The 22,882-nt window shown below is 52.2% G+C and carries 18 protein-coding genes and 1 tRNA gene; 13 read left to right on the top strand and 6 right to left on the bottom strand.

All coding sequences use genetic code 11. From position 1 onward, the window contains the following. Positions 1-11 precede the first annotated feature (11 nt). From wecB to ACGHEN_RS06650, 5 genes are read left to right on the top strand one after another with little or no spacing between them, the layout of a single operon-like run. Entirely contained in the window at positions 12-1,187 is a 1,176-nt protein-coding gene (gene wecB / locus ACGHEN_RS06670; RefSeq protein WP_390398276.1) for a non-hydrolyzing UDP-N-acetylglucosamine 2-epimerase, read from the top strand. Next, positions 1,169-2,428: a glycosyltransferase family 4 protein gene (locus tag ACGHEN_RS06665; protein WP_390398274.1), complete on the top strand. Its 1,260-nt coding sequence runs from the start codon at positions 1,169-1,171 to the stop codon at positions 2,426-2,428. Before wecB ends, ACGHEN_RS06665 begins: the two co-directional genes overlap by 19 nt. A gap of 26 nt (positions 2,429-2,454) precedes the next feature. Next, positions 2,455-3,165, top strand: coding sequence for a glycosyltransferase family 2 protein (locus ACGHEN_RS06660; RefSeq protein WP_343000568.1), 711 nt, complete (start codon positions 2,455-2,457; stop codon positions 3,163-3,165). Then, positions 3,165-3,521, top strand: coding sequence for a DUF2304 domain-containing protein (locus ACGHEN_RS06655; protein ID WP_390398272.1), 357 nt, complete (start codon positions 3,165-3,167; stop codon positions 3,519-3,521). Before ACGHEN_RS06660 ends, ACGHEN_RS06655 begins: the two co-directional genes overlap by 1 nt. 26 nt (positions 3,522-3,547) lie before the next feature. Next, the gene (locus ACGHEN_RS06650) at positions 3,548-5,731 is read left to right on the top strand and encodes a hypothetical protein (protein ID WP_390398269.1); all 2,184 of its coding nucleotides are present in this window, start codon (positions 3,548-3,550) and stop codon (positions 5,729-5,731) included. Positions 5,732-5,809: 78 nt separating this feature from the next. Here the strand turns inward: ACGHEN_RS06650 and ACGHEN_RS06645 are convergent, their stop codons facing one another. Both ACGHEN_RS06645 and ACGHEN_RS06640 read right to left on the bottom strand, forming a co-directional pair. Continuing rightward, positions 5,810-8,209 carry a glycosyltransferase gene (locus ACGHEN_RS06645; protein WP_390398266.1) on the bottom strand — a complete coding sequence of 800 codons (2,400 nt, stop codon included), beginning with the start codon at positions 8,207-8,209 and terminating at the stop codon, positions 5,810-5,812. 75 nt (positions 8,210-8,284) lie between these two features. Next, the gene (locus ACGHEN_RS06640; protein WP_271738034.1) at positions 8,285-9,478 is read right to left on the bottom strand and encodes a DUF4422 domain-containing protein; all 1,194 of its coding nucleotides are present in this window, start codon (positions 9,476-9,478) and stop codon (positions 8,285-8,287) included. Between the two features lie 138 nt (positions 9,479-9,616). Between ACGHEN_RS06640 and rfbA the strand changes: the two genes are divergently transcribed. From rfbA to ACGHEN_RS06625, 3 genes are all read left to right on the top strand, one after another. Then, a complete protein-coding gene (gene rfbA / locus ACGHEN_RS06635) occupies positions 9,617-10,516 on the top strand; it encodes a glucose-1-phosphate thymidylyltransferase RfbA (RefSeq protein ID WP_390398263.1) in 900 nt (299 codons plus the stop codon). Between the two features lie 19 nt (positions 10,517-10,535). Then, complete coding sequence (gene rfbB / locus ACGHEN_RS06630; protein WP_390398261.1) at positions 10,536-11,558, top strand: dTDP-glucose 4,6-dehydratase; 1,023 nt, start codon at positions 10,536-10,538, stop codon at positions 11,556-11,558. Positions 11,559-11,680: 122 nt separating this feature from the next. Continuing rightward, positions 11,681-13,135 (top strand): sugar nucleotide-binding protein, encoded by a 1,455-nt coding sequence (locus ACGHEN_RS06625; protein WP_390398259.1) that lies wholly within the window; start codon positions 11,681-11,683, stop codon positions 13,133-13,135. 37 nt (positions 13,136-13,172) lie between these two features. Here ACGHEN_RS06625 and ACGHEN_RS06620 read toward each other — a convergent pair whose 3' ends face one another. From ACGHEN_RS06620 to ACGHEN_RS06610, 3 genes are read right to left on the bottom strand one after another with little or no spacing between them, the layout of a single operon-like run. Further along, complete coding sequence (locus ACGHEN_RS06620; protein ID WP_390398258.1) at positions 13,173-15,584, bottom strand: YfhO family protein; 2,412 nt, start codon at positions 15,582-15,584, stop codon at positions 13,173-13,175. Beyond that, a complete protein-coding gene (locus ACGHEN_RS06615; protein ID WP_390398255.1) occupies positions 15,568-16,536 on the bottom strand; it encodes a glycosyltransferase family 2 protein in 969 nt (322 codons plus the stop codon). The genes ACGHEN_RS06620 and ACGHEN_RS06615 overlap by 17 nt, the downstream gene beginning before the upstream one ends. Before the next feature lie 5 nt (positions 16,537-16,541). After that, positions 16,542-17,504, bottom strand: a complete 963-nt coding sequence (locus tag ACGHEN_RS06610; protein WP_390398253.1) for a glycosyltransferase family 2 protein — start codon at positions 17,502-17,504, stop codon at positions 16,542-16,544. A gap of 648 nt (positions 17,505-18,152) precedes the next feature. Here ACGHEN_RS06610 and ACGHEN_RS06605 point away from each other — a divergent pair. From ACGHEN_RS06605 to ACGHEN_RS06585, 5 genes are all read left to right on the top strand, one after another. Continuing rightward, positions 18,153-19,430 (top strand): DUF6020 family protein, encoded by a 1,278-nt coding sequence (locus ACGHEN_RS06605; protein ID WP_390398250.1) that lies wholly within the window; start codon positions 18,153-18,155, stop codon positions 19,428-19,430. A gap of 89 nt (positions 19,431-19,519) precedes the next feature. Continuing rightward, positions 19,520-20,365, top strand: coding sequence for an ABC transporter permease (locus tag ACGHEN_RS06600; RefSeq protein WP_390398247.1), 846 nt, complete (start codon positions 19,520-19,522; stop codon positions 20,363-20,365). 11 nt (positions 20,366-20,376) lie between these two features. Next, positions 20,377-21,144, top strand: a complete 768-nt coding sequence (locus tag ACGHEN_RS06595; protein WP_118289078.1) for an ABC transporter ATP-binding protein — start codon at positions 20,377-20,379, stop codon at positions 21,142-21,144. A gap of 52 nt (positions 21,145-21,196) precedes the next feature. Further along, positions 21,197-21,273, top strand: a tRNA-Arg gene (locus ACGHEN_RS06590). A 71-nt stretch (positions 21,274-21,344) separates the two neighbouring features. Then, positions 21,345-22,331: an acyltransferase family protein gene (locus ACGHEN_RS06585; RefSeq protein WP_390398244.1), complete on the top strand. Its 987-nt coding sequence runs from the start codon at positions 21,345-21,347 to the stop codon at positions 22,329-22,331. Between the two features lie 66 nt (positions 22,332-22,397). On the opposite strand, the gene aroQ is transcribed toward ACGHEN_RS06585, so the two are convergent. Next, the gene (aroQ, locus tag ACGHEN_RS06580; RefSeq protein WP_390398241.1) at positions 22,398-22,832 is read right to left on the bottom strand and encodes a type II 3-dehydroquinate dehydratase; all 435 of its coding nucleotides are present in this window, start codon (positions 22,830-22,832) and stop codon (positions 22,398-22,400) included. Positions 22,833-22,882: the final 50 nt, after the last annotated feature.

Raw genomic sequence — 22,882 nt, 5'->3', positions numbered from 1 at the left:
TAAGGAAACCTATGAATTCCAATATTTGTTTTAAAGACGACGGCCGCCTGAAGCTCCTGATCATCGTGGGCACCCGCCCCGAGGTCATCCGCCTGTCCGAGGTCATCAAGAAGTGCCGACGTCACTTCGACTGCCTGCTGGCGCACACCGGCCAGAACTACGACTACACGCTCAACGGCATCTTCTTCCGCGACCTGGAGCTTGCCGACCCGGACGTCTACCTGGACGCCGTGGGCGCCGACCTGGGCGAGACCGTGGGCAACATCATCGCCGCGAGCTACAAGCTGATGGTCCAGGTCAAGCCCGACGCCCTTCTGATCCTGGGCGACACCAACAGCTGCCTGTCCGCCATCGCGGCAAAGCGCCTGCACATCCCCATCTTCCACATGGAGGCGGGCAACCGCTGCAAGGACGAGTGCCTGCCCGAGGAGACCAACCGCCGTATCGTCGACGTGATCTCCGACGTCAACCTGGCATACTCCGAGCACGCCCGCCGCTACCTGAAGGACACCGGCTGCGCCCCGGAGCGCACCTACGTCACGGGATCTCCCATGGCAGAGGTCCTGCGCGCCAACCTGGGCAAGATCGAGGCCTCCGACGTCCTGACCGAGCTCGGCCTGGAGCCGAAGAAGTACATGCTGCTTTCCGCCCACCGCGAGGAGAACATCGACACCGAGGCGAACTTCACGAGCCTGTTCACCGCCATCAACGCGCTTGCGGAGAAATACGACATGCCGATCCTGTACTCCTGCCACCCGCGCTCCCGCAAGCGCCTGGAGGCCACCGGCTTCGAGCTCGACCCGCGCGTGCGCATGCACGAGCCCATGGGCTTCCACGACTACAACTGCCTGCAGATGAACGCCTTCGCGGTGGTCTCCGATTCGGGCACGCTGCCCGAGGAGTCGAGCTTCTTCGCGAGCGTCGGCCGCCCGTTCCCGGCGGTGTGCATCCGCACCTCCACCGAGCGCCCCGAGGCGCTGGACAAGGCCTGCTTCACGCTCGCCGGCATCTCCGAGAAGGGGCTGCTCCAGGCGGTCCACACCGCCGTCGAGCTAGACGCGGAGGGGTCGCTGCCCGAGGCGCCCGTTCCCGACTACGCCGACGAGACCGTGTCCACCAAGGTGGTCAAGATCATCCAGAGCTACACCGGCGTCGTGGACAAGATGGTGTGGAGGAAGAGCATTTAATGACTAGCTCATGCGCTGGTAAGAAAATACTTGTCGTGACGCAGCATTTTTACCCGGAGACTTTTCGAATCAGTGATATTGTCGATGGCTTTATTGAAGACGGTGCAAGCGTTGACGTCCTTTGCGGTATTCCAAATTATCCTTCAGGCGAATGGGCCGAAGGATATGGTTACTGCGGCCATCGTCACGATGATTACCACGGTGCGTCTGTCTTTCGGTCTGGTGAAATACGCCGAAAGGGAAACACTTCGGTCCGCATTTTCCTGAACTATATTAGCTGGCCGATTACTGCATCTTTCAAGGCGTTAAGGCTCAAAAACAATTACGACGTTGTATTTTGCTATAATACAAGTCCTATTTTGATGATAATTCCGGCTAGGTTTGCTGCATGGCGAAATAAATGCCCTCTTGTCACCTATGTCTTGGATATTTGGCCCGAGAATTTGTACACCGTTTTAAACGTCCAAAATAGCTTTCTGAGAGCTTTTGCCAAATCTTTTTGCGACAAGCAGTATGCTGCCTGTAATAAGCTGATTGCCTTGAGTGACTCTTTGGCCGACAACTTATTTCATAGGATTAAACCTTTGAATCCGGATATTTCGATAAGTGTAATACCTCAGCACTGTGAGGAGGTTTACGAGCAAAAGAGTTTTTCACAGGAGCTGAGATCGCAATTTGGAAGTCAGTGTGTTTTCCTTTTTGCCGGATCAATAACTCCCGCACAGGGTCTTGACACAGTTATTGAGGCATTCTCGTATGCAATCAAAAATAGTTCTGTTGAGATGAGGCTGCTAATTCTTGGCGATGGCATGTCCAGAGCGGAATTGCAGAAGACCGTTGCAAATAAAGGGCTTAGCGAGTTCATTTTGTTTATTGGGCGCGTTGATCCTGAAGTTGTGCCCATGTATTCAGATATTGCAACGGCAATGATTGCACCATTCGCCGACAATCCCGAACTAGAGCTTACTATTCCGGCGAAGATTTCAAGTTGTATGGCGTCTTCGAAACCAATACTTGCTGTAATGCGCGGCGAAGGGGCCAATGCGGTTCGTTCTGCTGAATGCGGGTTTGTATCCAATCCCTCAGATGTTAATGCGCTTGCTGATAATATGGTAAAAATTGCTTCAATGAATAAAGATGCTATTGAAGCTTTAGGATCTAATGGCTTCAATTATTATCGTGAGCATTTCTCGAGATTGGTTTGTTTGGATAAAATTAAGCAGGTTTTATTTTCAATATAGGTCCGATATGGATCGTTGGGGTTTTAATGGATGAAATGTTGAGAGTGCTGGTAATCATTCCTGCCTATAATGAGCAAGCCAATATCGTACAGACTGTTTCATCGGTTGTTGAAGCTGGCTATGATTATGTAGTGGTGAATGATGGCTCAACCGATAAAACTCTATCCATCTGCCGTCAACATGGATTTAATGTCCTTGACCTTCCGCAAAATTTGGGCATTGGTGGTGCTGTTCAAGCCGGTCATAAATATGCGTTCAGGCATGGTTATGACATTGATGTTCAGGTTGATGGTGACGGCCAGCATGATCCTTCTTATATTGGGAACTTAATCGAGCCGATTATTGATGGTGCCGATTTGTCTATCGGTTCCAGATTTGCCGTTCCCACGGAAGGTTTTCAGTCTACATTTTTAAGGAGAGTAGGTATCCGATGGCTTTCTGGTTGGTTGAGATTATTTACCGGAAAGACGATTAAAGATCCTACTTCTGGATTTCGCGCGTGCGGCAAAAAAGCTATAGATTTGTTCTGTAGGGACTATCCAGATGATTATCCAGAGCCCGAATCTATTGCCGCAGCATTAAAAACTGGTCTTTCGGTGGTTGAGGTTCCTGTACTTATGCGCGAGAGGCAGGGCGGAGTGTCATCAATTTCTGGCTTTTCTTCAATTTATTACATGATTAAGGTTTCGCTTGCAATTTCCATGGCCTGTTTTGTTTATAGAAAGGCGGCTCACTGATGAGTATGATAATTCGCGTGGGCGCTGTAGTAATTTTTAGTGGCCTTTTCTTTTATGTCGTTTCCTTAGTCGGTAAAGGAAAGCTACTTTTAAAGTACTCGCTACTATGGCTTTGCCTGTGTGTTGTGGCACTATTTAGCGTTTGCTTTCCGGAGTTGATTTATCGAATTTCAGATTGTATTGGGTTTATTAGCCCATCGAATTTCGCTTTTCTTGTTGCTGTAGTACTTTTATTGATGATTTCTTTATCTCTCAGTATTGCGATTAGCAGACTCGTTACGGCTTGCAAGAACTTAACCCAACGTATTGCGATTCTTGAAAATGAGAATGATGTTTTGCGAAATCAGCAGGATTAATTAAAGACGGAGTTTAGATTAACTGTATGAATAACTATTTAGCAGCGGAAGCTCGAAAGCATCGTGTGTGCAGCGGCTTGTATCGCCTTTACCATGTCGGTATTTTTGCCCTGCCGTTATCTTTTGCACTGATATATCTGTCTTTGTTCGTTAATTACATTGATGCTTTCTATGGCACGGTTGGCTTTACAATTGCCAACCCGATGCTTAATGACGATATGGCTGTTCTATTTGTTGCTGGATTGACTATTATATTTGTCATTTCTGTAATCAAATTGGTAGAGTATAAAAGCGATTTTTTGTATAAATATCGATGGCTAATCGGTATGACTGTTGCGATACTTGCCGTTGCTTTTAAAATCAGCGGTTCATCGCTTGGAATGTGGAGCATTATGCTCCCTGAAAACGCTGGTACTCCGTTTTGGGGTATACCGAGGTCCCTTCGAAGCGATGAGTTCTCAGTTGGAACTCTGTTTCAGCTTTCTCAATCCCATAATGGCTATGCTCCAATTTCGGAAATCCTGAGAGGAGATTTAACGGATGTCCGGATGGTTTATGGCGCTGCCTGCTGGAGCGTAATTACGTTATTTAGACCAGTGCTTTGGGGTTATTTGTTATTTGGTTTTGAATTCGGCCTAGCGTTTGCTTGGTCCGCGAAACTATGTCTAATGGTCCTTGTCTCTTTTGACTGTGCCTTTCTCATTATTAAGTCAAAGCCGCTCAGCTTGCTCTTTTCATGCTTGCTTTGTTTTTCGCCACTAATTCAATGGTGGGGCACGGGCGAGGTGATTCTTTATGGACAAGCCCTTGTCTTGTTGTTGGATAAGGCGCTCTTTACTCGAAAAAAGAATATCAGGGTTATTGCGATAGCTGCCATAGCATGGCTATGTGGTTGTTACATAATGCTCTTGTACCCTGCCTGGATGGTCCCATTTTTCTTCATTTTTGCCTTGATGGGTGTTTTTAGAACAATAGAGTATTATCAAACATTAAAATATAACGCCCAACATTCAGTTCTTGCATGGTCGCTAAGTGATACTTTTGTTTTAGTATTCTGCCTGTTGATCTCAGCGGGACTAATATTCCTTTCATTCTTCCAGTCCTCTGAAGCAATGACATCTGTTATGAATACCGTTTATCCTGGTGCGCGTTTTGAAACAGGCGGAAGCGGACTTCCCGAACTTTTTTCTTATGCAATTCCACTCTTTTATGCCTTTGATTCACCGCTGGTTTCAAATGAATGCGAAATTGCAACCATTCTTTGTTTCTTCCCTCTTGGAACGCTTGCATCTCTGCTCTGTTTTATTAAAAGGCGAGATTGGCAGTTATTTGTGCTTACGGCACTTCAATTGTTTTTTCTAGTCTTTGCATTTATTGGTTTTCCGTCATTTCTATCTCGAATGACCTTAATGTATAACGTCCCTGTTCTGCGACTATTGTTTCCTATTGGTTACCTCGAACTTCTCCTATTTTTGATTTCTGTCGAAAAGGCTAAAGAGTCCCAAGGGAATAACAGCTCCATTGGTTATTTGCCGATTATCTTAATAATTGGTCTTATTCTGAGTTCAGCATTCCAGGTTTTCATCCTTCTTTCTGCTAAATATCTTGTTGCAAGGATGCTGTATCTGTTGATGCTTATATTGTTCTGTCTTTTTTCGTGCCTTTCGTTTTGCTCCTTTATTCTTGGAAAAAAATGCACTGGTTTATTCGTTGCTTTTGCGATTTGCTTCGGAGTAATTCCAGGGCTCTGTATTAATCCAATTCAAATCGGTGCGGCTCCACTAACAGATACGAATTTAGAGTCTCTCGTTAATCAGTTTGTGGAAGAGAGTGATTATTCAGATAAATGGGTTGTCGATGGTTCTTGGACAGTTGCCAATCTTTGCGCTGCGTATGGAGCGCCTGTAATTAACTCCACCAATGCTTATCCCGATCTATCGCGTTGGAATTCTATCGATGATAATAACGAGAACGAGTACGCATACAACAGGTATGCTCATATCGTTGCTAATGTATTCGCTCCATCTACGTCATTTAATTCCACGCAGGATGATCTCTTCACAGTGAATTTGACTGAAGATGATTTAAGGCAGCTTAATGTGAAGTACGTTATGTCTAGTAGGGATTTGACAGAGTATTCATCTGTTGAATTGCAAATTACGCAATTAGGTTCAGCAAACGGGTTCTTTCTTTATAAATTAACCTATTAGGAATAAGGGGCTGTCGGTTTAACCGACAGCCCCTTATTCCTCCTTTACCTGCTCAGAATTAAAGTGTCATAAGCGTTTTTAAATTTGATAATACAAATTCCCGCTGACGATGTTGCTGTTTATATACGGATCACCCTTCACGTAATACTCTGGCCATAGGTAGTTGAGCAGTGAGTATTCCCTATGGAATCTCATTTTCTTTTCATCGCTGATTTCATAGCCTCGTGATAACGACTCGTAATGATACAGCTCGGTATCGGGTGTATATACAACTAGATAGTTGTGACTTCTCACTTTGAGGCAATAGTCAACATCATTAAAAGCAACAGCCAGTTCTTCTCTAAAGCCTCCGACTTCGTCGAAAACAGCTCTCTTAGTCATCAGACATGCTGCGGTTACTGCGCTTAAATCTTGTGTGCGGTCGCATAGATTGAAGTAACCCCATTTTCCTCTGGGGTAGTCTTTTCCGAGGTGGCCGGCTCCAATTCCGCCGATGCCGACGCCAGCATGTTGCAGGGTATCATCGCTGTAAAAAAGTCTTGCGCCTACGATGCCAACTTCTTTTCGCGAACAAATGCCCAGCATGTTTTCAATCCAGTTTGGAGTTATAACTTCTGTATCGTTGTTTAACAAGAGAAGGTAATCGCCCTTTGCTTTGCTAGCGCCAAAGTTCATCAGTTTTGAAAAATTGAATTCTGCACCCCAATATTCGATGCGGATCGTATCGGGATAGCATTTCTCCAATTCAGAGTAGTACTCGAATGTTTCTGGGTTCTCGCTGTTGTTTTCGATAATGACGATTTCGTAGTTATCGTAGGTTGATCGTTCAATGATCGACTTAATGCACGTATCGAGAACAGAGGGATGGTCCTTTGTCGGAATAATGATTGATACAAGTGGATGACTATCTGGAACTGCGTAGGTAACTTTATATGTGAAGGGGTCGTTTCCGCGATAAACCTTTGCTGAAACGTCAAGTCTGTCCAAATGGGCCTGTACGGCTTTGACGCCAGCATCCCATGCATATAGCTTTGAGTTCGGGTCACCTGCAGTTGAGTTTTCGGTAATTCTCCAGTGGTACAGAATTTTGGCCACGTGTACCACATTCCGTGCGTTTTCTATCGCTTTAAGCGTCAAGTCGTGGTCTTGAGCTCCATCGTACTGCTCGTCGCCGTACTCCAGAGAATCGAATAGTGTTTTTCTGATTGCAAGAAAATGGCAAATATAATTAACGCTTCGCAGCAAGTCGATGCTTAAATCTGGTTTAAAGAACGGATCTCCATAGCTGCCATTGGCAAACAGTTTGTCTTCGTCGCAGTAAATAAGATCAGTATTGTTTTCAGCATTAATTGCACGCGCGTATTCATAAAGCGCCGAGGGCTCTAGAGTATCGTCGTGGTCCAAGAAGCAAATAAAATCTCCTTTCGCTTCTTTTGTCCCGGCAAGAGTGTTTTTGGAAATGCCGGAATTGTTTGCCAGCTCTATCACCTTAATGCGCACGTCTTTATTCTTAGCAGTTTCGACCATATCTACAAGCGCGCTGTTATCTGGGCTTGCATTGACTAGCACGAGCTCCCAGTTTGAATAGCTCTGCTTAAGAACCGATTCCACCATTTCCTTGAACAGTTTTTCGGGTGTGTTGAATAGGGGGACGACGATGCTAAACAATGGCATTTCCTTGAAGGTGACCATCGATTGTTTTTCGAGCATTGCCGAGCTTGCCTTGTGTTGATCGAGCCATTTTGGATATGCAGATGGGTCAATTGAAATAGGCTTCATTTTCGATGTGGTTAAAATGCGCAGCTTTTCAAGCTCTTCGTTATCCGCAACAGCAAAGCTGTTGAAGCTCGGATGGTTGTCGTCTTCGATTGTGAAGATTAACCTATTTGTGCTATTAGGAATCCGAATCGAGTATTGAATTTCACGGCGTTTTTTATCTGGGGCAAACCACAGTGGAATCGTAATGTCATCGGTGGTAATCGGCTCAATCTGAATGCGAGTCATTGAAATATCGAAGCACTTGATGGCTATCTTGTTGTCGTTGCGCTGAGGGAGTTTAACTGAGCAGCGAAGAATGGCCTCGTCTCCATCTTCGATAAACTCGTGAAAACGCATGCTTGCTACATCCAAGTCATGCTTATCATCATAGTTCCTAATAGAGTGGGACAATTCATTCTTAATTTTGTAGTTTAATCTTGACGCCCATTTTGCCTTGCTAAAGCAGATTTTAATGGCAGCGTAGGCATATTGCGCACTCAAATCTTTAATCTGAATATCGCAATCACCAGTTCCCAGGTCGGGAAGAACTACGACGTATTGATTATCATTTGATTCGTATGGATAGATTGAGCTCGGTATCGTTGTCCCGTCGCTCTTTGATGCAGTCACCTGAATACTTGATGCATCTACCTCTACATTTTTTAGGAGAATATACATCTTTCCGCTTCCACGGCAAATGCAATCCGCGTTAATTTTCATTTCAATTTACCTTTCCGTAGCACTAAAGATACATTTACTACTTCACTCAGATTTCAAGTAGTTTCTTTCGTTGAATTAACCCAGTACAGGTAGCCTTTCGATTCTTTCCTGGTATCGAATGCGCGCTGCTGCAATTCGACGTTCATGCCATGTAGCCATAGTTGAATTGCTTTGCTCGTCTAGCAGATGAATGTTTTCATATCCAATTGGATGCTCATACGCTTTAGGGTCCGCTATATACATTTGCACCGCTTCGAGATTTTTGCTGCACCTTTTTCGTAAATCGGGGTTTCCGTTTAAAAGAGAGCCAATAGAAAAATGAGGATGTGCAACTCGATGCTCATTAATGCCAATTGCAATGAAATGTTCCAAAGCTCCTAGAGGGTCGTTCTTATATCTATCGAAGAGATCTTCGTAATGATTTACATAAAAGGAATAATTAAATACCGATGAATAGTCCACCCCGTTAAATATGGCCTTAGCGGAGGAATCACATGTAAGCTGGGGTCTTGTCCGAGGCCACGTGCATCGATCGATTGTGAGAGCATCTTTATTTGCTGGGTTAAAGATGCGGCATTCATAGCATTTTAAGTCATGCTTTCTAAGGAAAACGTTGAGCAGTCGTTCTGAGATAAAGCCAGGCATCCTTTGCTGATAGCTATCGCGACCACTTATATAGTCAATCCGCTTATCAAGTTGTTTTTCAATTTTGAAAAGCCACTTACAATATCTGTCCATCAGTTCCTTTTTGCAAATAATCATATTGCAGGGTGAAAAAGAGTGCCCCTCGCAAATTGCTTCATCAAAAGCGTCCAAGTAGTCAGGGCGTTTCGTCCTGATAATTTCCCTTGCATGTAGCAGATCTGTCGAAGAATGGATCATTCTATACTGCTCGGCAACAGTGATTAAGTTGCACCCGATTGAGCTTGTGCAGGGTTCTTTGGCTGCAACAATACAGTCATAATTAGCAAGAATATTCTCAATTTCATAGTCTCTGAGCATCTGCTTCGAGTTGCTGGGCGACTCAAACGCCCTTCGATAATGCGTGAGCCCAACTATTGACTCAGGAGAATTCTTCCATATCCAATAGAGGCCGGTAAGCTCGCAGTAGTGTTTGTTTTTCTGGGAAATATTGTCGCCTTGATCGTCGTACTGCCATCCAGCTCGACGGTTTTCTTCTGGAATGAAGCTTGCCCCGACGAAGAGCGGCTGGTAAGGCACCTCTGCATCAATGTTAAAGTGCTTATGCGCTGCGATATAAATCTTCACGTTATGGTCGCTCTTTCCGTGCCGAGGCAATTAGATGCCCTGTTCAATGGGTACCGCTCATATATTTTTAATTAATATGACCGATAGAGCTTATTATATAAATCGTAACTAAATGAGTTAAATGACACGGAGGACTACATGAAAGGCATTATCCTCGCCGGCGGGTCCGGCACCCGCCTGTACCCGCTCACGCTCGTGACCTCCAAGCAGCTGCTGCCGGTCTACGACAAGCCCATGATCTACTACCCGCTGTCCACCCTCATGCTGGCGGGCATCCGGGACATCCTGGTCATCTCCACGCCGACCGACCTGCCCAACTTCGAGCGCCTGCTCGGGGACGGCTCGCGCTACGGCGTGAACCTGTCCTACGCCGAGCAGCCGAGCCCCGACGGCCTGGCGCAGGCCTTCACCATCGGCGAGGAGTTCATCGCCGGCGAGCCGTGCGCCCTGGTGCTGGGCGACAACATCTTCTACGGCAACGGCCTTTCCCGCCACCTGACGCGCGCCGTCCAGAACGCCGAGTCGGGCCGCGCCACGGTCTTCGGCTACCACGTGGACGACCCCGAGCGCTTCGGCGTCGTGGAGTTCGACGCGCTGGGGAGGGCCGTGTCCATCGAGGAGAAGCCCGCCGAGCCCAAGAGCTCCTACGCCGTCACCGGCCTGTACTTCTACCCGGGCGACGTGGCCGCCAAGGCGCACGAGGTAAGGCCCTCGGCCCGCGGCGAGCTGGAGATCACCACGCTCAACCAGATGTACCTGGAGGAGGGGACGCTGTCCGTCGTCACCCTGGGCCGCGGCTACGCGTGGCTGGACACCGGCACCATGGAGAGCCTGCACGAGGCCGCGGAGTTCGTCCGCGCCGTCGAGCACTCCCAGGACCTGCCCGTGTCCGTGCCCGAGGAGATCGCCTGGGAGAACGGCTGGATCACGACAGCCGATCTGGAGGAGGCCGCGAAGGCCTACGGCAAGTCGGTCTACGGCCGGCACCTCAAGAAGGTCGCCGCCGGCGAGATCGTCAACAGCCCGCGCGAGTACTAGGAACTGAGGAGACATTCATATGGCAGAGGAGACCTTCTCCCCGAAGAACATCATCGTCACGGGCGGCTGCGGCTTCATCGGCAGCAACTTCGTCCACTACGTGGTGGACAACCACCCCGGGGTGCACGTGACCGTCCTGGACAAGCTGACCTACGCCGGCAACCCCGAGAACATCGCGGGGCTGCCGGCCGACCGCGTGGAGCTCGTCGTCGGCGACATCTGCGACGCCGGGCTGCTCGATGAGTTGGTCCCCGGCCACGACGCCATCGTGCACTACGCCGCCGAGAGCCACAACGACAACTCCATCGCCGACCCGGAGCCCTTTCTCCGCACCAACGTTGAGGGCACCTTCCGCCTGCTTGAGGCCGTCCGCAAATACGGTATCCGCTACCACCACGTCTCCACCGACGAGGTCTACGGCGACCTGGAGCTCGACGACCCCGCCAAGTTCACCGAGGAGACGCCGTACAGGCCGTCCTCGCCGTACAGCTCGACCAAGGCGTCCTCCGACATGCTCGTGCGCGCCTGGACCCGCACCTACGGCCTGCGCACCACGATCTCCAACTGCTCCAACAACTACGGCCCCTACCAGCACGTGGAGAAGTTCATCCCCAGGCAGATCACCAACATCATCGACGGCGTCCGCCCCAAGCTCTACGGTAAGGGCGAGAACGTCCGCGACTGGATCCACACCGAGGACCACTCCTCGGCCGTCTGGGACATCCTGACCCGCGGCCGCACGGGGGAGACCTACCTCATCGGCGCCGACGGGGAGAAGAACAACATCACCGTGCTCCGCATGATCCTCGAGGCGATGGGAAAGGATCCCGAGGACTTCGACTGGGTCGCCGACCGCCCCGGCCACGACCGCCGCTACGCCATCGACTCGACCAAGCTCCAGCGCGAGCTCGGCTGGAGGCCGGCGCACACCGACTTCGCAGAGGGGCTTAAGCAGACGATCGACTGGTACGTGGAGAACGAGTCCTGGTGGCGCCCGGCCAAGGAGGCCACCGAGGCCCGCTACCGGGCACAGGGCCAGTAGGCCGAACCCCGACGGACCGCACCGCGGGGCGCCCGCGCGGGGCCGCAGGGCATGGGGATGATCCTGCGTCCCCGCGCGGGCGCCCCCGGTTACCCAACCTCTTCGATAGGAGCTTTTCCCACATGGCAGACATCGCATTCGAGAAGGACCTCTCCGTCACCGAGACCGGCATCGAGGGCCTGAAGGTCGTCGACCTCGCCGTCCACGGCGACTCGCGCGGCTGGTTCAAGGAGAACTGGCAGCGCGCCAAGATGACCGCCCTGGGCATCCCGGACCTCCGCGTCGTCCAGAACAACATCTCCTACAACGACAGCCGCGGCGTCACCCGCGGCATCCACGCCGAGCCCTGGGACAAGTTCATCTCCGTGGCCCGCGGCAGCGTCTTCGGCGCATGGGTCGACCTGCGCGAGGGCAGCGCCACCTACGGGAAGGTCTTCACCTGCACCCTGGACCCGTCCAAGGCCATCTACGTCCCGCGCGGCGTGGGCAACTCCTTCCAGGCGCTCGAGGACGGCACCGCCTACACCTACTTGGTGGACGCCCACTGGTCCCTCGAGCTGAAGAAGACCTACACCTTCGTGAACCTCGCCGACCCCGAGCTCGCCATCGAGTGGCCGATCCCGCTCGAGCAGGCCACCGTCTCCGAGGCCGACCTCAACCACCCGATGCTGAAGGACGTCGTCCCCATGGCGCCGAAGCGCACCCTCGTCACCGGCTGCGACGGCCAGCTGGGCCGCGCGGTCCGCGAGCTGGCCGAGGATCGCGGCGTGGCGAAGGACTTCGACTTCTGCGACATCGACACCTTCGACATGTCCGACCCGGAGGCCTATGCGCAGTACGACTGGTCGCTCTACGGCACCGTGATCAACTGCGGTGCCTACACTGCCGTGGATAAAGCGGAGACCCCCGAGGGCCGCGCGACCGCCTGGAAGGCCAACGCAACCGGCCCGGCGCTTCTCGCCCGCACCTGCGCCGGGCACGGCATCACCCTGGTCCACGTGTCCTCCGACTACGTCTTCGACGGCGCCGCCGAGGTCCACACCGAGGACGAGCCGCTCAGCCCGCTGTCCGTCTACGGCCAGACCAAGGCAGCCGGCGACATCGCCGTGGCCGGCTGCCCGCGCCACTACATCATGCGCTCCAGCTGGGTCATCGGCGAGGGGCACAACTTCGTCAAGACGATGAAGGCGCTGTCCGACCGAGTCGCCGACCCCGAGGACGGGCTCGAGCAGGTCACCGTGGTCGACGACCAGCTGGGCCGCCTGACCTTCACGCGCGACATGGCAGCGGCCATCTTCCACGTGCTGGACGCGAAGGCCCCCTACGGCACCTACGACTGCACCGGCTCCGGCGCCGTCAAGTCCTGGGCCGATATCGCCCGCGCCGTCTTCGAGGCCGCCAACGGCAACGGGGAGAGGGTCGTGCCGGTGAGCACCGCCGACTACTACGCGAACGCTTCGAACCCCATCGCCCCGCGCCCGGTCCACTCCGCACTCAACCTGTCCAGGCTCGAGTCGGTCGGCTTCCACATGCCCGACTGGGAGGAAGAGCTGGAGGAGTACCTCAAGACACTCTAGTCTCTATTTAATTTGCGAGAGTAAAAGCCGCCGCTTGTTAACGGCGGCTTTTCTTATGTGTGGTGTATAACCTCGCTATAACAAGGGCAACGGCGGTCGCCAAACTGACTGCAAGCCCCGCAAATGCTCCCGGGGTCCTATAGCTCATCACGATCTTATTCGCGCCTTTCTGCACGCTCAGACATGACAAGCCCTTATCGGCGGCGGGCGTCAGCTCTGCGGCGGCTCCGTTAATTGTTGCCGTCCAGCCTTCATCATACGGAACGCTCAACAGCAAGTTACCGTCATCCTCGGCGGTATACTCGCCTTCGATTTTGCCGTCTTCAAAAACTGTCGGAACAAACTCGTTTGTCTTAAGCTTGTCGATGATCTGCTCAAATACTCCTAGATTGAGTGCGTAAAAGACCGGCTGATTGTCTTGGGGCATGTTGGTATAGCCCTCTGCGACTCCGATTGACACCGTATGCTGACTTGCGGAATCCGATGCGCCTGCAATTTGACGGATATTATTGTCGAATCTCCAGGCTTCGTTTTCGATCGTTCGCTGGTCGATGGTAAGTGCGACGGGCCAATAGCTGCCGGCGGTTGCATCTTTGTTGATGTAGAGATACCCGAGGAAACCCGGTGGCACGGTGACGTTCCATTGCTTTAAGCTATCGCTATTCTCTGTGCTCGTGGCCTCGATCTTGGTATAGAGCTCGACCTCGCGGCCTAGGATTTTGCTGTAGAGGTCGTTCTGCTTTTCGAAGGGGTCCTCGATCTTCAGCGTGCTGTTTTGGATATCGCTTGAGGCTGCGACGCCAATGCTGAGCGCATAGGGGTTCTCGTACACCGCGCTTGTGGAGTCCGCCTGATTCGTTTTGGCCGAAACGTATCCCGCAGGCGCGTTCTCAGGAATGGCATACTTGACTCCCAGTAGGGCATCGACGGCAAGAATGGGCTCGGCATAACGGGTCGAAAACTCGCCGACACTGCTGTATCCAAGGGAGTTGAGCAGTGCAATTGCCTGCGGGTTGTTTGCCGACGAATATGAAGACAGTTGGTTGTATCCAAGCGCCAGGCCTTCGTTGAGGGCGGCGCTATCGGCGCGCGTAATCGTACGGTCGATACGGTAGAAAGACGCCGAATCCTGGTCTTGAATGGCTGTGATCGTGTTGGTTGCGGTGGCGACATAGGCGCTGTTGGCTTCTTCGGAATAGCCTGTGTACAGCTGGTTCCATATAACATGGGCGTTGGTAAATAGTTCAATTGCCGTGAGTGCCAGGAGCGGCATGATAATGGCCGGACGATGGGCTCGACGAAATGTTGGCCGCTCATTGAGTTTCTGCAACGCGTATCCTGCGGCCCACAGCGCAAAGAAGCTAAGCAAAAATGCCGTGCGCGAGTAGAATCCGTTAGGAACGCGCATGCCGCACCAGATGTACTCGAGCGGGCTCAAAACGGAGCTTGCGACCAAGGTTATCGTGACGACGAGTGTTGCGATACGCGTCTTGATTGAAACCGTGCGGTTAACCAGCAAGCTCGCCGCAAGCAGCATCATGATGATGCCGCAATAGAACTGCGGTGTGCTATCGTTGTTTACCCACATGCAGGGAAGAAAGCCCCTGATGAGCGATTTGAGGCTGGTTTTAAGTAGGGGGCCGAGCGCCAGAACGGGACCGCCCTTGGACATGGCAAGGATGGTCGGCAAAAAGGTCCATGCGGACAGGAGCAGTCCAAGCGCGATACCCCCGGCGAATCGCAGGGCCCGATCGAGCGTGAGCTTCCAGCTAAATCCTTCTTCTGTAACATAATCGATAAATTCGACCAATACGAAGATGCAGAGGAACAGGATGCTGATGTAGGCCGTATACCAGCAGAACATGACATTGAGCGCCGTTGCGATGACGAGGCGGATCATGCGCTGCTTACGGATGAGCTCGTGGCATCCGTAGGCGCAGATGGGCAGCAGGATGAGGCAATCGATCCAGAGCGGGTTGCGCAGGTTGCTGATGGTCCAGCTGCAAAATGTGAACGAGAGAGAAAGCAGGAATGCTGCGGGCTTGGGTAGGCCAAAGCGCTTTTGCAGGAACCAGGCGCTGCTGATGTGGATGCAGCCGAGCTTGAGCGCGGTGATAACAAACACAAAGAGCGTCAGCTTGTCTTGAGGAAACAGTACGCAGAGCAGGTTAAAGGGGCTGGCGAGATAGTAGCTATAGAGCCCCCACGTGTTCATGCCCAGTCCCTGAGAAAAGGAGTAGCGAAGATTCTCCTCGCCCAAAAGGACGCGCCGGAACCAAGCAAAGAAGTCGATGTACTGGTACTTGAGGTCGCTAGCGAGAAACGAGTTGTCGCCAAAGGGGTAGACGTGCCCCGCCGCTGCAAGTGCGACAAAGAGCGTGGCGGTAAACGTAAAGCAGGCAGCATAGAATGCTACATTCTTGAACGTGCATTTATTGGACCGTGTCATCAGATTCCTCGTTGGATTCTCGAATGATATAGATGGGACGTCGCTTGGTTTCCAAGTAGGCTTTCGCCAAGTATTCACCGATGATTCCTAAGCACAGAAGCTGCATGCCGCCAAACAGCGTTATGAGACAGGCGAGCGACGGCCATCCGCCGACGGGGTCACCCCAAACGAGTGTTTTGACCAGGATGACGACGAATCCCAGAATGGCGATGAGGCAGAAAACGATACCCGTGAGAGCGGCGAGGGAGAGCGGCGCCGTGGAAAACGCGACGATGCCGTCGATGGAATAGAGGAGTAGCGACCAAAAGCTCCACTTGGTCTCGCCTGCGACGCGGTTGACGTTTACGTAGGGGAGCCATTTAGTCTTGAAGCCCACCCAGCCGTAAATGCCCTTGGAGAATCGGTTATATTCACCCATGGAGACGATGGCGTTAACCATGGGGCGCTTCATGAACCTAAAGTCGCGTGCGCCGTCGACGATGTCCGCCTTGGAAATGCGGTTGATGATCTTGTAGAACATGCGGGCGAAGAACGACCTGATTGGAGGCTCGCCTTTGCGGGTGGTCCTGCGCGTAGCGACGTTGTCGCAGTCTTCGGTTTGCAAGATCTCGTACATCTGCGGCAGGAGCGAGGGCGGGTCCTGCATGTCGGCGTTCATGGTAGCGACATAGTCGCCCTTTGCATGTTGGAGTCCGGCAAACAGTGCCGCCTCCTTGCCAAAGTTGCGCGAGAAAGAGTGCCAGCGGATGGCGTATGGATGCGCCGCCGCGGCTTCCGCCTTCATGACGGTGAGCGTTTTGTCCGCTGAGCCATCGTCGATGAGGACGGCTTCAAAGGAGATGCAGGGGTCTTGCTGGGTCATGATTTGAACGACGCCATCGAGCTCTTTGAGAAAGATCGGAAGCGATTCCTGCTCGTTGTAACATGGCACGACGATGGAAATGAGTGGCATGCGATTTACCTCTCGTTTTTATTTGCGCTGGAGGGAATGCTGCGGCCATATGTGTTATACACGTTGACCTCCCACTGTTTACGCTCAACCTTTGCAACGGAATCAAGGATAAGCCCCGTCGCGAGACTCAGGCCCCAAAGGAACATGAAAGATGCGGCGAGCATTGCGGTGGGGAAGCGGGGGACGAGACCGGTCTGGAAATATTCGACGACGATGGGGATGCCCAGGGCGAGGCCGATAATCGCAAACAGAAGCGCGGCCAGGCTGAAGAATTTGAGCGGACGGTAGTCCTTGAACAGCGTACCGATCATGGCGACGACCTTGATGCCGTCACTGACGGTATTGAGCTTAGACTCGGATCCTTCGGGGCGATCGCGGTACTCAATGGGCACGTCTTTGATGCGCCAGCGGTGATCGACGGCATGGATGGAGAGTTCGGTTTCGATCTGAAAACCCTCGGAAAGCACGGGGAACGTTTTGACAAAGGGGCGGCTCATTGCGCGATAGCCCGTCATAACGTCATCGAAGCTGTAGCCATAGATCCACTTGATCATGGCGCGAACTAGATTGTTGCCAAAGCCGTGGAAGGCGCGCTTGTTTTCCTCGGCATAGGTGCCGTTGGAAAGGCGGTCGCCTACGGTCATGTCGGCCGTGCCGTTAAGGATGGGCTCACAGAGGGCCTTCGCCGCCTCGGCGGGGTAGGTGTCATCGCCGTCGACCATCAGGTAACAATCGGCGTCGATGTCGCGAAACATCTGGCGGCACACGTTGCCCTTTCCCTGGCGGGGCTCAAAGCGGACCGTGGCGCCGTGCTCGGCGGCGATGCGTGAGGTATCGTCCGATGAGTTGTTGTCATAGACATAGACCGTCGCTTGCGGAAGCTCGCGGTGAAAGTCGTCGATGACCTTTCCGATGGTGACTGCCTCGTTGTAACAGGGGATAATAACGGCAATCGTTTGCTCGGCCATGAAGGTTCCTTTGGTCGCGTACAATCGAATCGTTTGTTTCGTGGTTAGGATGGGCGCATTGATTCGAGAGTTCAGGTTATTAGATGTGACACGTGCTGTTTTGCTGTTTGCAGCAAGCATCGCTACGGTGACGTATTGTAGTGGTTCCTTCGACCTGTTTCCATCTGTCTTGGCATGTGTTGCGATAATCGCATCATTGGTTAATTTCAATAAGTTTGCGTGCAGGGATTTTGCATTTCCGTCGGTTTTTGGTAGAGCTTGCTGCTTAGTGATTTCCCTTGTATTTTCGTTTGTTCTTGTGCTGGGAGCGCATATTCGTGTGACTGAACCGGTGATTGCCGGCGGGATTTACGAGAACTATATTGAGCCATATTCCGCGATTGATTCTGTTGCTTTTTGGGTGATGTCGGCGCTGGTCTTTTGGGTCTTGTCGGTGCTTGTTCAGCTGTCTTGTCGTTGCCGCTGCTGTGTTTTCTGCAATGACTCGCTGCGGACTAATGATGGTGACTCGTCCATTCGACTCCTATCTGTTGCGGTCCGTGCTCTAGTGATATTTCTTTTGTATCTCCCGTTCTTCCTGAGGTATTGTCCCGGCCTGTTTTTTGGGATACCTTCTCGTCGTTCGCTCAGATTATGGGGTGGAACCCATTGAGCAACCATCATCCGGTTGCATTCACCATGATGATGGCTGCTTGTATCAAAATTGCAGGCCTCATGGGGATGAGCCCTTCGGTGGGCGTTGCCTTGCTAACGGTGCTTCAGATGGCCTGTGTTGCCAGCACGTTTGGCTATCTTTCAATTTGGGTGACTTCCCGCTTGGGGGTCTCCTCTCGCTGGTCTTGGCTGCTCGTAGTCTATTTTGGCTTGTCACGGTATCGCGCTCTTTATTCTGTGGCGCTTTGGAAAGACCCGTTGTTTTCCTGCTGTCTTGTCTTGATGGTGACCATGCTTGCCGATGCCGTCACGGGAAAGGATTCCCGGTCGAGCGCGTTGCGTTTGCTCGTTTTTGGTGCCCTAGCGTTGGGCGTTATGCTTCTACGGAATAACGGTTTGTATATTTGCGCTGCGCTATTCGTGGTGCTTGCGATAGCTGTAGCTTTGGACCGACTCGGCTGCATTGCCCCGATGAAGTCTGCCTCTCGTTTGGCCGTATCTCTTGGGTTTGCGCTTGTCACATGCTTGGTTATTACGGGGCCCGTGTACTCGGCTATGGGCGTTGTTCCATCGGAGGATGTTGAGTCAGTGGGTATTCCGCTTGCTCAGATGGCTCGCGTTGCCGCGCTCGATGGCGATATGTCCGAGTCCGACCGTTCTTATATGAACGAGCTGCTTCCGCTTGATCGTTACAAAGAGGTTTACCACCCCAGTATTATCGATCCGCTTAAATGGAACGATGACTTTAATTCGGACCATTTAAAGGATGGATTCTGGGCTCATTGGGCCTCGATGCTTTCGCGTAACCCATCGATATACTTTGAGGCGTGGGAGCTGCAGACGTTTGGTTTTTGGGCCCCAAACGTAATGGGTGCCGACGGCCTTCCCGAAAACTTTCACATGGGTGTTCCGTATAACCTTGTGGCCGACGCAAAGGCTTCTACGGGAGTTACATTTCGCAACTTGCTTGTGCCCCTCGGCGATGATGTTGATGTGGCGATTGGACTGAGCGCTTGGTCTATTTCTGGCGCCGTTGTCTTTTGGTTGCTCATGTTTTCGGCAGCACTGTTGGTGTCATGTGGTCGCGCAAGACTTGTTTTGCCGCTTTTGCCCTTTTTGTTGTTGTACGGAACGCTCTTTATTGCCAGTCCTATTTGGTATTGGCCTCGTTATATCGTGGCTGCTCAATTTGGTCTCCCTGTTGTGATTGTGGTGGTCGCTCGCGGCATGCTGTCTGATGGAAGACGTTCCGAAAACGATGTTGTGGGATAGTTTTCCAGTTTCGCAACGCCGCCTTATGGCGTTGAGGGCGGGTCTATACTGTTCGTTTGTCAACGATTACGAGTAAAGGAGTTGCATCCGTGTCGGATCAGACAAAGCAACAAGAAACTCGCAGTCTGCCTGCGACGTTTGCTAAGAATGAATTTGAGAAGGATGCGTTTATCCTTCGCCAGCTGGTTACCAAGGATTTTAAGATCAAGTATCGCCGTAGCGTTCTGGGCGTCGCATGGTCGGTGCTCAATCCGTTGCTGATGATGATTGTCATGGCCATCGTGTTCTCGACGATTTTTGGCCAGGGCCGCAATGGCTCAATGACGCCCGAGATGTACCCGCTGTACTTGATCGTGGGTAACGTTACCTTTGCCGTCATGTCAGAGTCTACGAACCAGGCCCTGACGTCGATCGTTGACGCTGCCCCTCTGCTCAAGAAGGTTAAGGTGCACCGCTGGGTCTTCCCGGTGCAGAAGGTGCTCTTCTCGCTGGTCAACTTTGCCTTCTCGCTGGTCGCCGTCGCCATCGTTATGCTGTGGTTCCGCGTTATGCCTTCTTGGCATCTCATTTTGCTGCCTGTCTGCCTGCTGCTGCTTATGTGCTTCTGCATGGGCCTGGGCATGATGCTCTCTGCCCTTACGGTTTTCTTCCGCGATGTCATGCATCTGTGGAGCGTTGTCATTACGGCATGGACCTACATTACGCCCATCTTCTGGACGACTGACTATATTGCGCAAATGCCGCATCTCGTGCGTATCTTGATGTATGCGAACCCCATGTACAACTACCTGCAGTTTATGCGCGATATCTTCCTGTTCCAGACGACGCCCTCGCTTGTGACGTTTGGCATGTGCGTCGCTTGGGCGGTCCTTGCGCTTGTTATTGGCTACACTGTGTTCCATAAATCTGAGCGCAAATTTATCCTCTACATCTAAGGAGTGCTGTGATGACTGAATCTGTTGTTGATTACAGCGAGCAGCCTCTGGCTGTCGAGGTCGACGACGTCACCATGATCTTTAACATGGCGTCCGAGTCGCTGACCAACCTCAAGGAGTACTTTATTAAGCTTGCCAAGCACGAGCTGTTCTTTGAAGAGTTTCGGGCACTTAAGCATATCTCGTTCGATATTCATCGCGGCGAAGTTGTCGGTCTGGTTGGTACCAATGGTTCCGGTAAGTCTACGATGCTCAAGATCATCGCCGGCGTGCTTGAGCCTAGTGAGGGCAGCGTTAAGGTTCACGGTAATATCGCACCATTGATTGAGCTTGGTGCCGGCTTTGATCCTGAGTTGACTGCCCGTGAGAACATCTATCTGAACGGCGCTCTGCTCGGATATACCAAGGAGTTCATCGATGCCAACTTTGACGGCATTATTGAGTTCGCTGAGCTTCAGAACTTTGTCGACATGCCGTTAAAGAATTTCTCCTCGGGCATGGTTGCACGCATTGCCTTTGCAATCGCGACGATCACCGAGCCCGATATCCTGATCGTTGACGAGACGCTGTCCGTCGGTGACGTGTTCTTCCAGCAAAAGTGCGAGGCGCGAATTCAACACTTTATCCAGAGCGGTGACGTGACGGTTCTTTTTGTTTCGCATTCCATGGACCAGGTTGAGCGCATTTGCCAGCGTGCCGTTTGGATTGAGAAGGGTGACCTTCGCATGGACGGCCCGGTTGATGAGGTCTGCAAGGCGTACCGCGAGCAGTTCAACTAGGTTATAATTACTTGCGCTTGGCTGAGTTGCTTGGCTGGGCGTGCGGTCATTTGCTCCATTAGCTCAGTTGGATAGAGCAGGGGACTTCTAATCCCAAGGTCGACGGTTCGAATCCGCCATGGAGCACCATCGTTTATTAAGCCCAGACCGCTTGGTGGTCTGGGCTTTTTTCTTGTTGCTGCAGTTTTGAAGGGCGTGCTATGAGCAGTAAAAGGCTCGATTGGATTGATATTGCTAAGGGCATTGCAATTATTCTGGTCATTGTGGGGCACACTGTTCCAAATCCTTCTCCTTTGCGACATGCAATTTTCTCTTTTCATATGCCGGTGTTCTTTTTTCTTGCCGGGTACACATTCAGGCCTAAGCCGTGGCGTGAGCTGCTGAGCGGATCGGTGCCGCGTCTTCTAGTGCCATATCTGGTTCTTGCGTTGGCGTGGCAGGTACCGACGTTTTTGATGAGCGGCGCTCCTTTGACGGGCGGTACGCTGGTTGCGGGACTTGAGACGATTGTGTTTGCCTCTGGCGTTGATGTGCCTGGGCTTGGCGTTGCCGCCGTCGGCATGGCATGGTTTCTGGCGGCGCTGTTTACGTCACGGTTGCTGTTTAATGCTCTGATGCTGTTGTTTGATGGACGCGAGGTTGGAGTTGTTTACCAGGGCGCCGCCTGTGCCGTAATTGCCTTCTGCGGGCTGAGCGTGTCTCGCCTTTTGGGTGTTTACCTGCCGCTCGATCTGGATCTGAGCTGCTATATCGTCCTGTTGATGTGGGCTGGCTATACGGTTCGTCATAGGGGGCTGGAGCCGAGCGTGGACAAGCCACTGCTGTTTATTGGCTTCGATGTTGTTTGGCTTACTTTCGCGGCTTTGAGCGGACTTGAGCTCTCGAGCCGCCGCGTGGATGGCTTTGTCATTGCCACGATTGCCGCTCTCGCTGGCAGTTACTGCGTGTGCTGGGTTTCTATGGCGATTGAAAAGATGAAGGCCATGCCGATTTTGGGGGCTTTTGGGCGAGGACTCGTGTTTTGTGGGCAGGCTAGCCTTGCCATCTTCGCAATCCATGCGGTTGATTGGTTTATCCCTTGGCAGACCATGCCTCTGCTTATGACACTGCCGGCATCGTGGCTCTTCGCATCGATTGTGCGCTGTGCCTGCGATATTGGATTGGCGTACGTGATTAAGAAGGCGTAACGACAGTGGGGAGGACCAACTTGGTCCTCCCCACTGTTTCTAATTATCTGCAGTGTTGCAGCCTTACTATTTGAGACGCTCCCTCAGCAGCTCCAGAGCGTGCGCATACCCCTGCAGGCCTTCGCCGGTGATGGTGGCAAAGCATGCTAGGCGGGCGTAGCTCACCTGGCGGAAGTCTTCGCGGGTCTCGACTGCGCTAATGTGGACCTCCACAGCCGGGATGGCGACGGCTTTGAGCGCGTCCAGGATGGCCACGCTTGTGTGCGTGTAGGCGGCCGGGTTGATGACGATGCCGTCGACCTTTCCGTAAGCCTCCTGGATCTTGTCGACGATGCTGCCCTCGTGGTTAGACTGGAAGACCTCGACCTCGTCGAAGCCCTGTGCGGCACCCGCTTCCTGGCAGATCTGCACTAAGCGATCGTAGTTGTCGCTGCCGTAGATGCCTGGCTCGCGAATGCCGAGCATGTTGAGGTTGGGGCCGTTAATGACGAGTGCTTTCATGGTTGCTTCCTTTGCAGTTGAAAAACCACCACAAAGGTGCCTGCCCCCTT

The sequence above is a fragment of the Collinsella sp. i06-0019-1H4 genome (assembly GCF_042849575.1).
Taxonomy (GTDB): Bacteria; Actinomycetota; Coriobacteriia; order Coriobacteriales; family Coriobacteriaceae; genus Collinsella.
The sequence above is the reverse complement of the archived record's forward strand: the minus strand, read 5'-3'. Positions and strand labels throughout refer to the sequence as shown.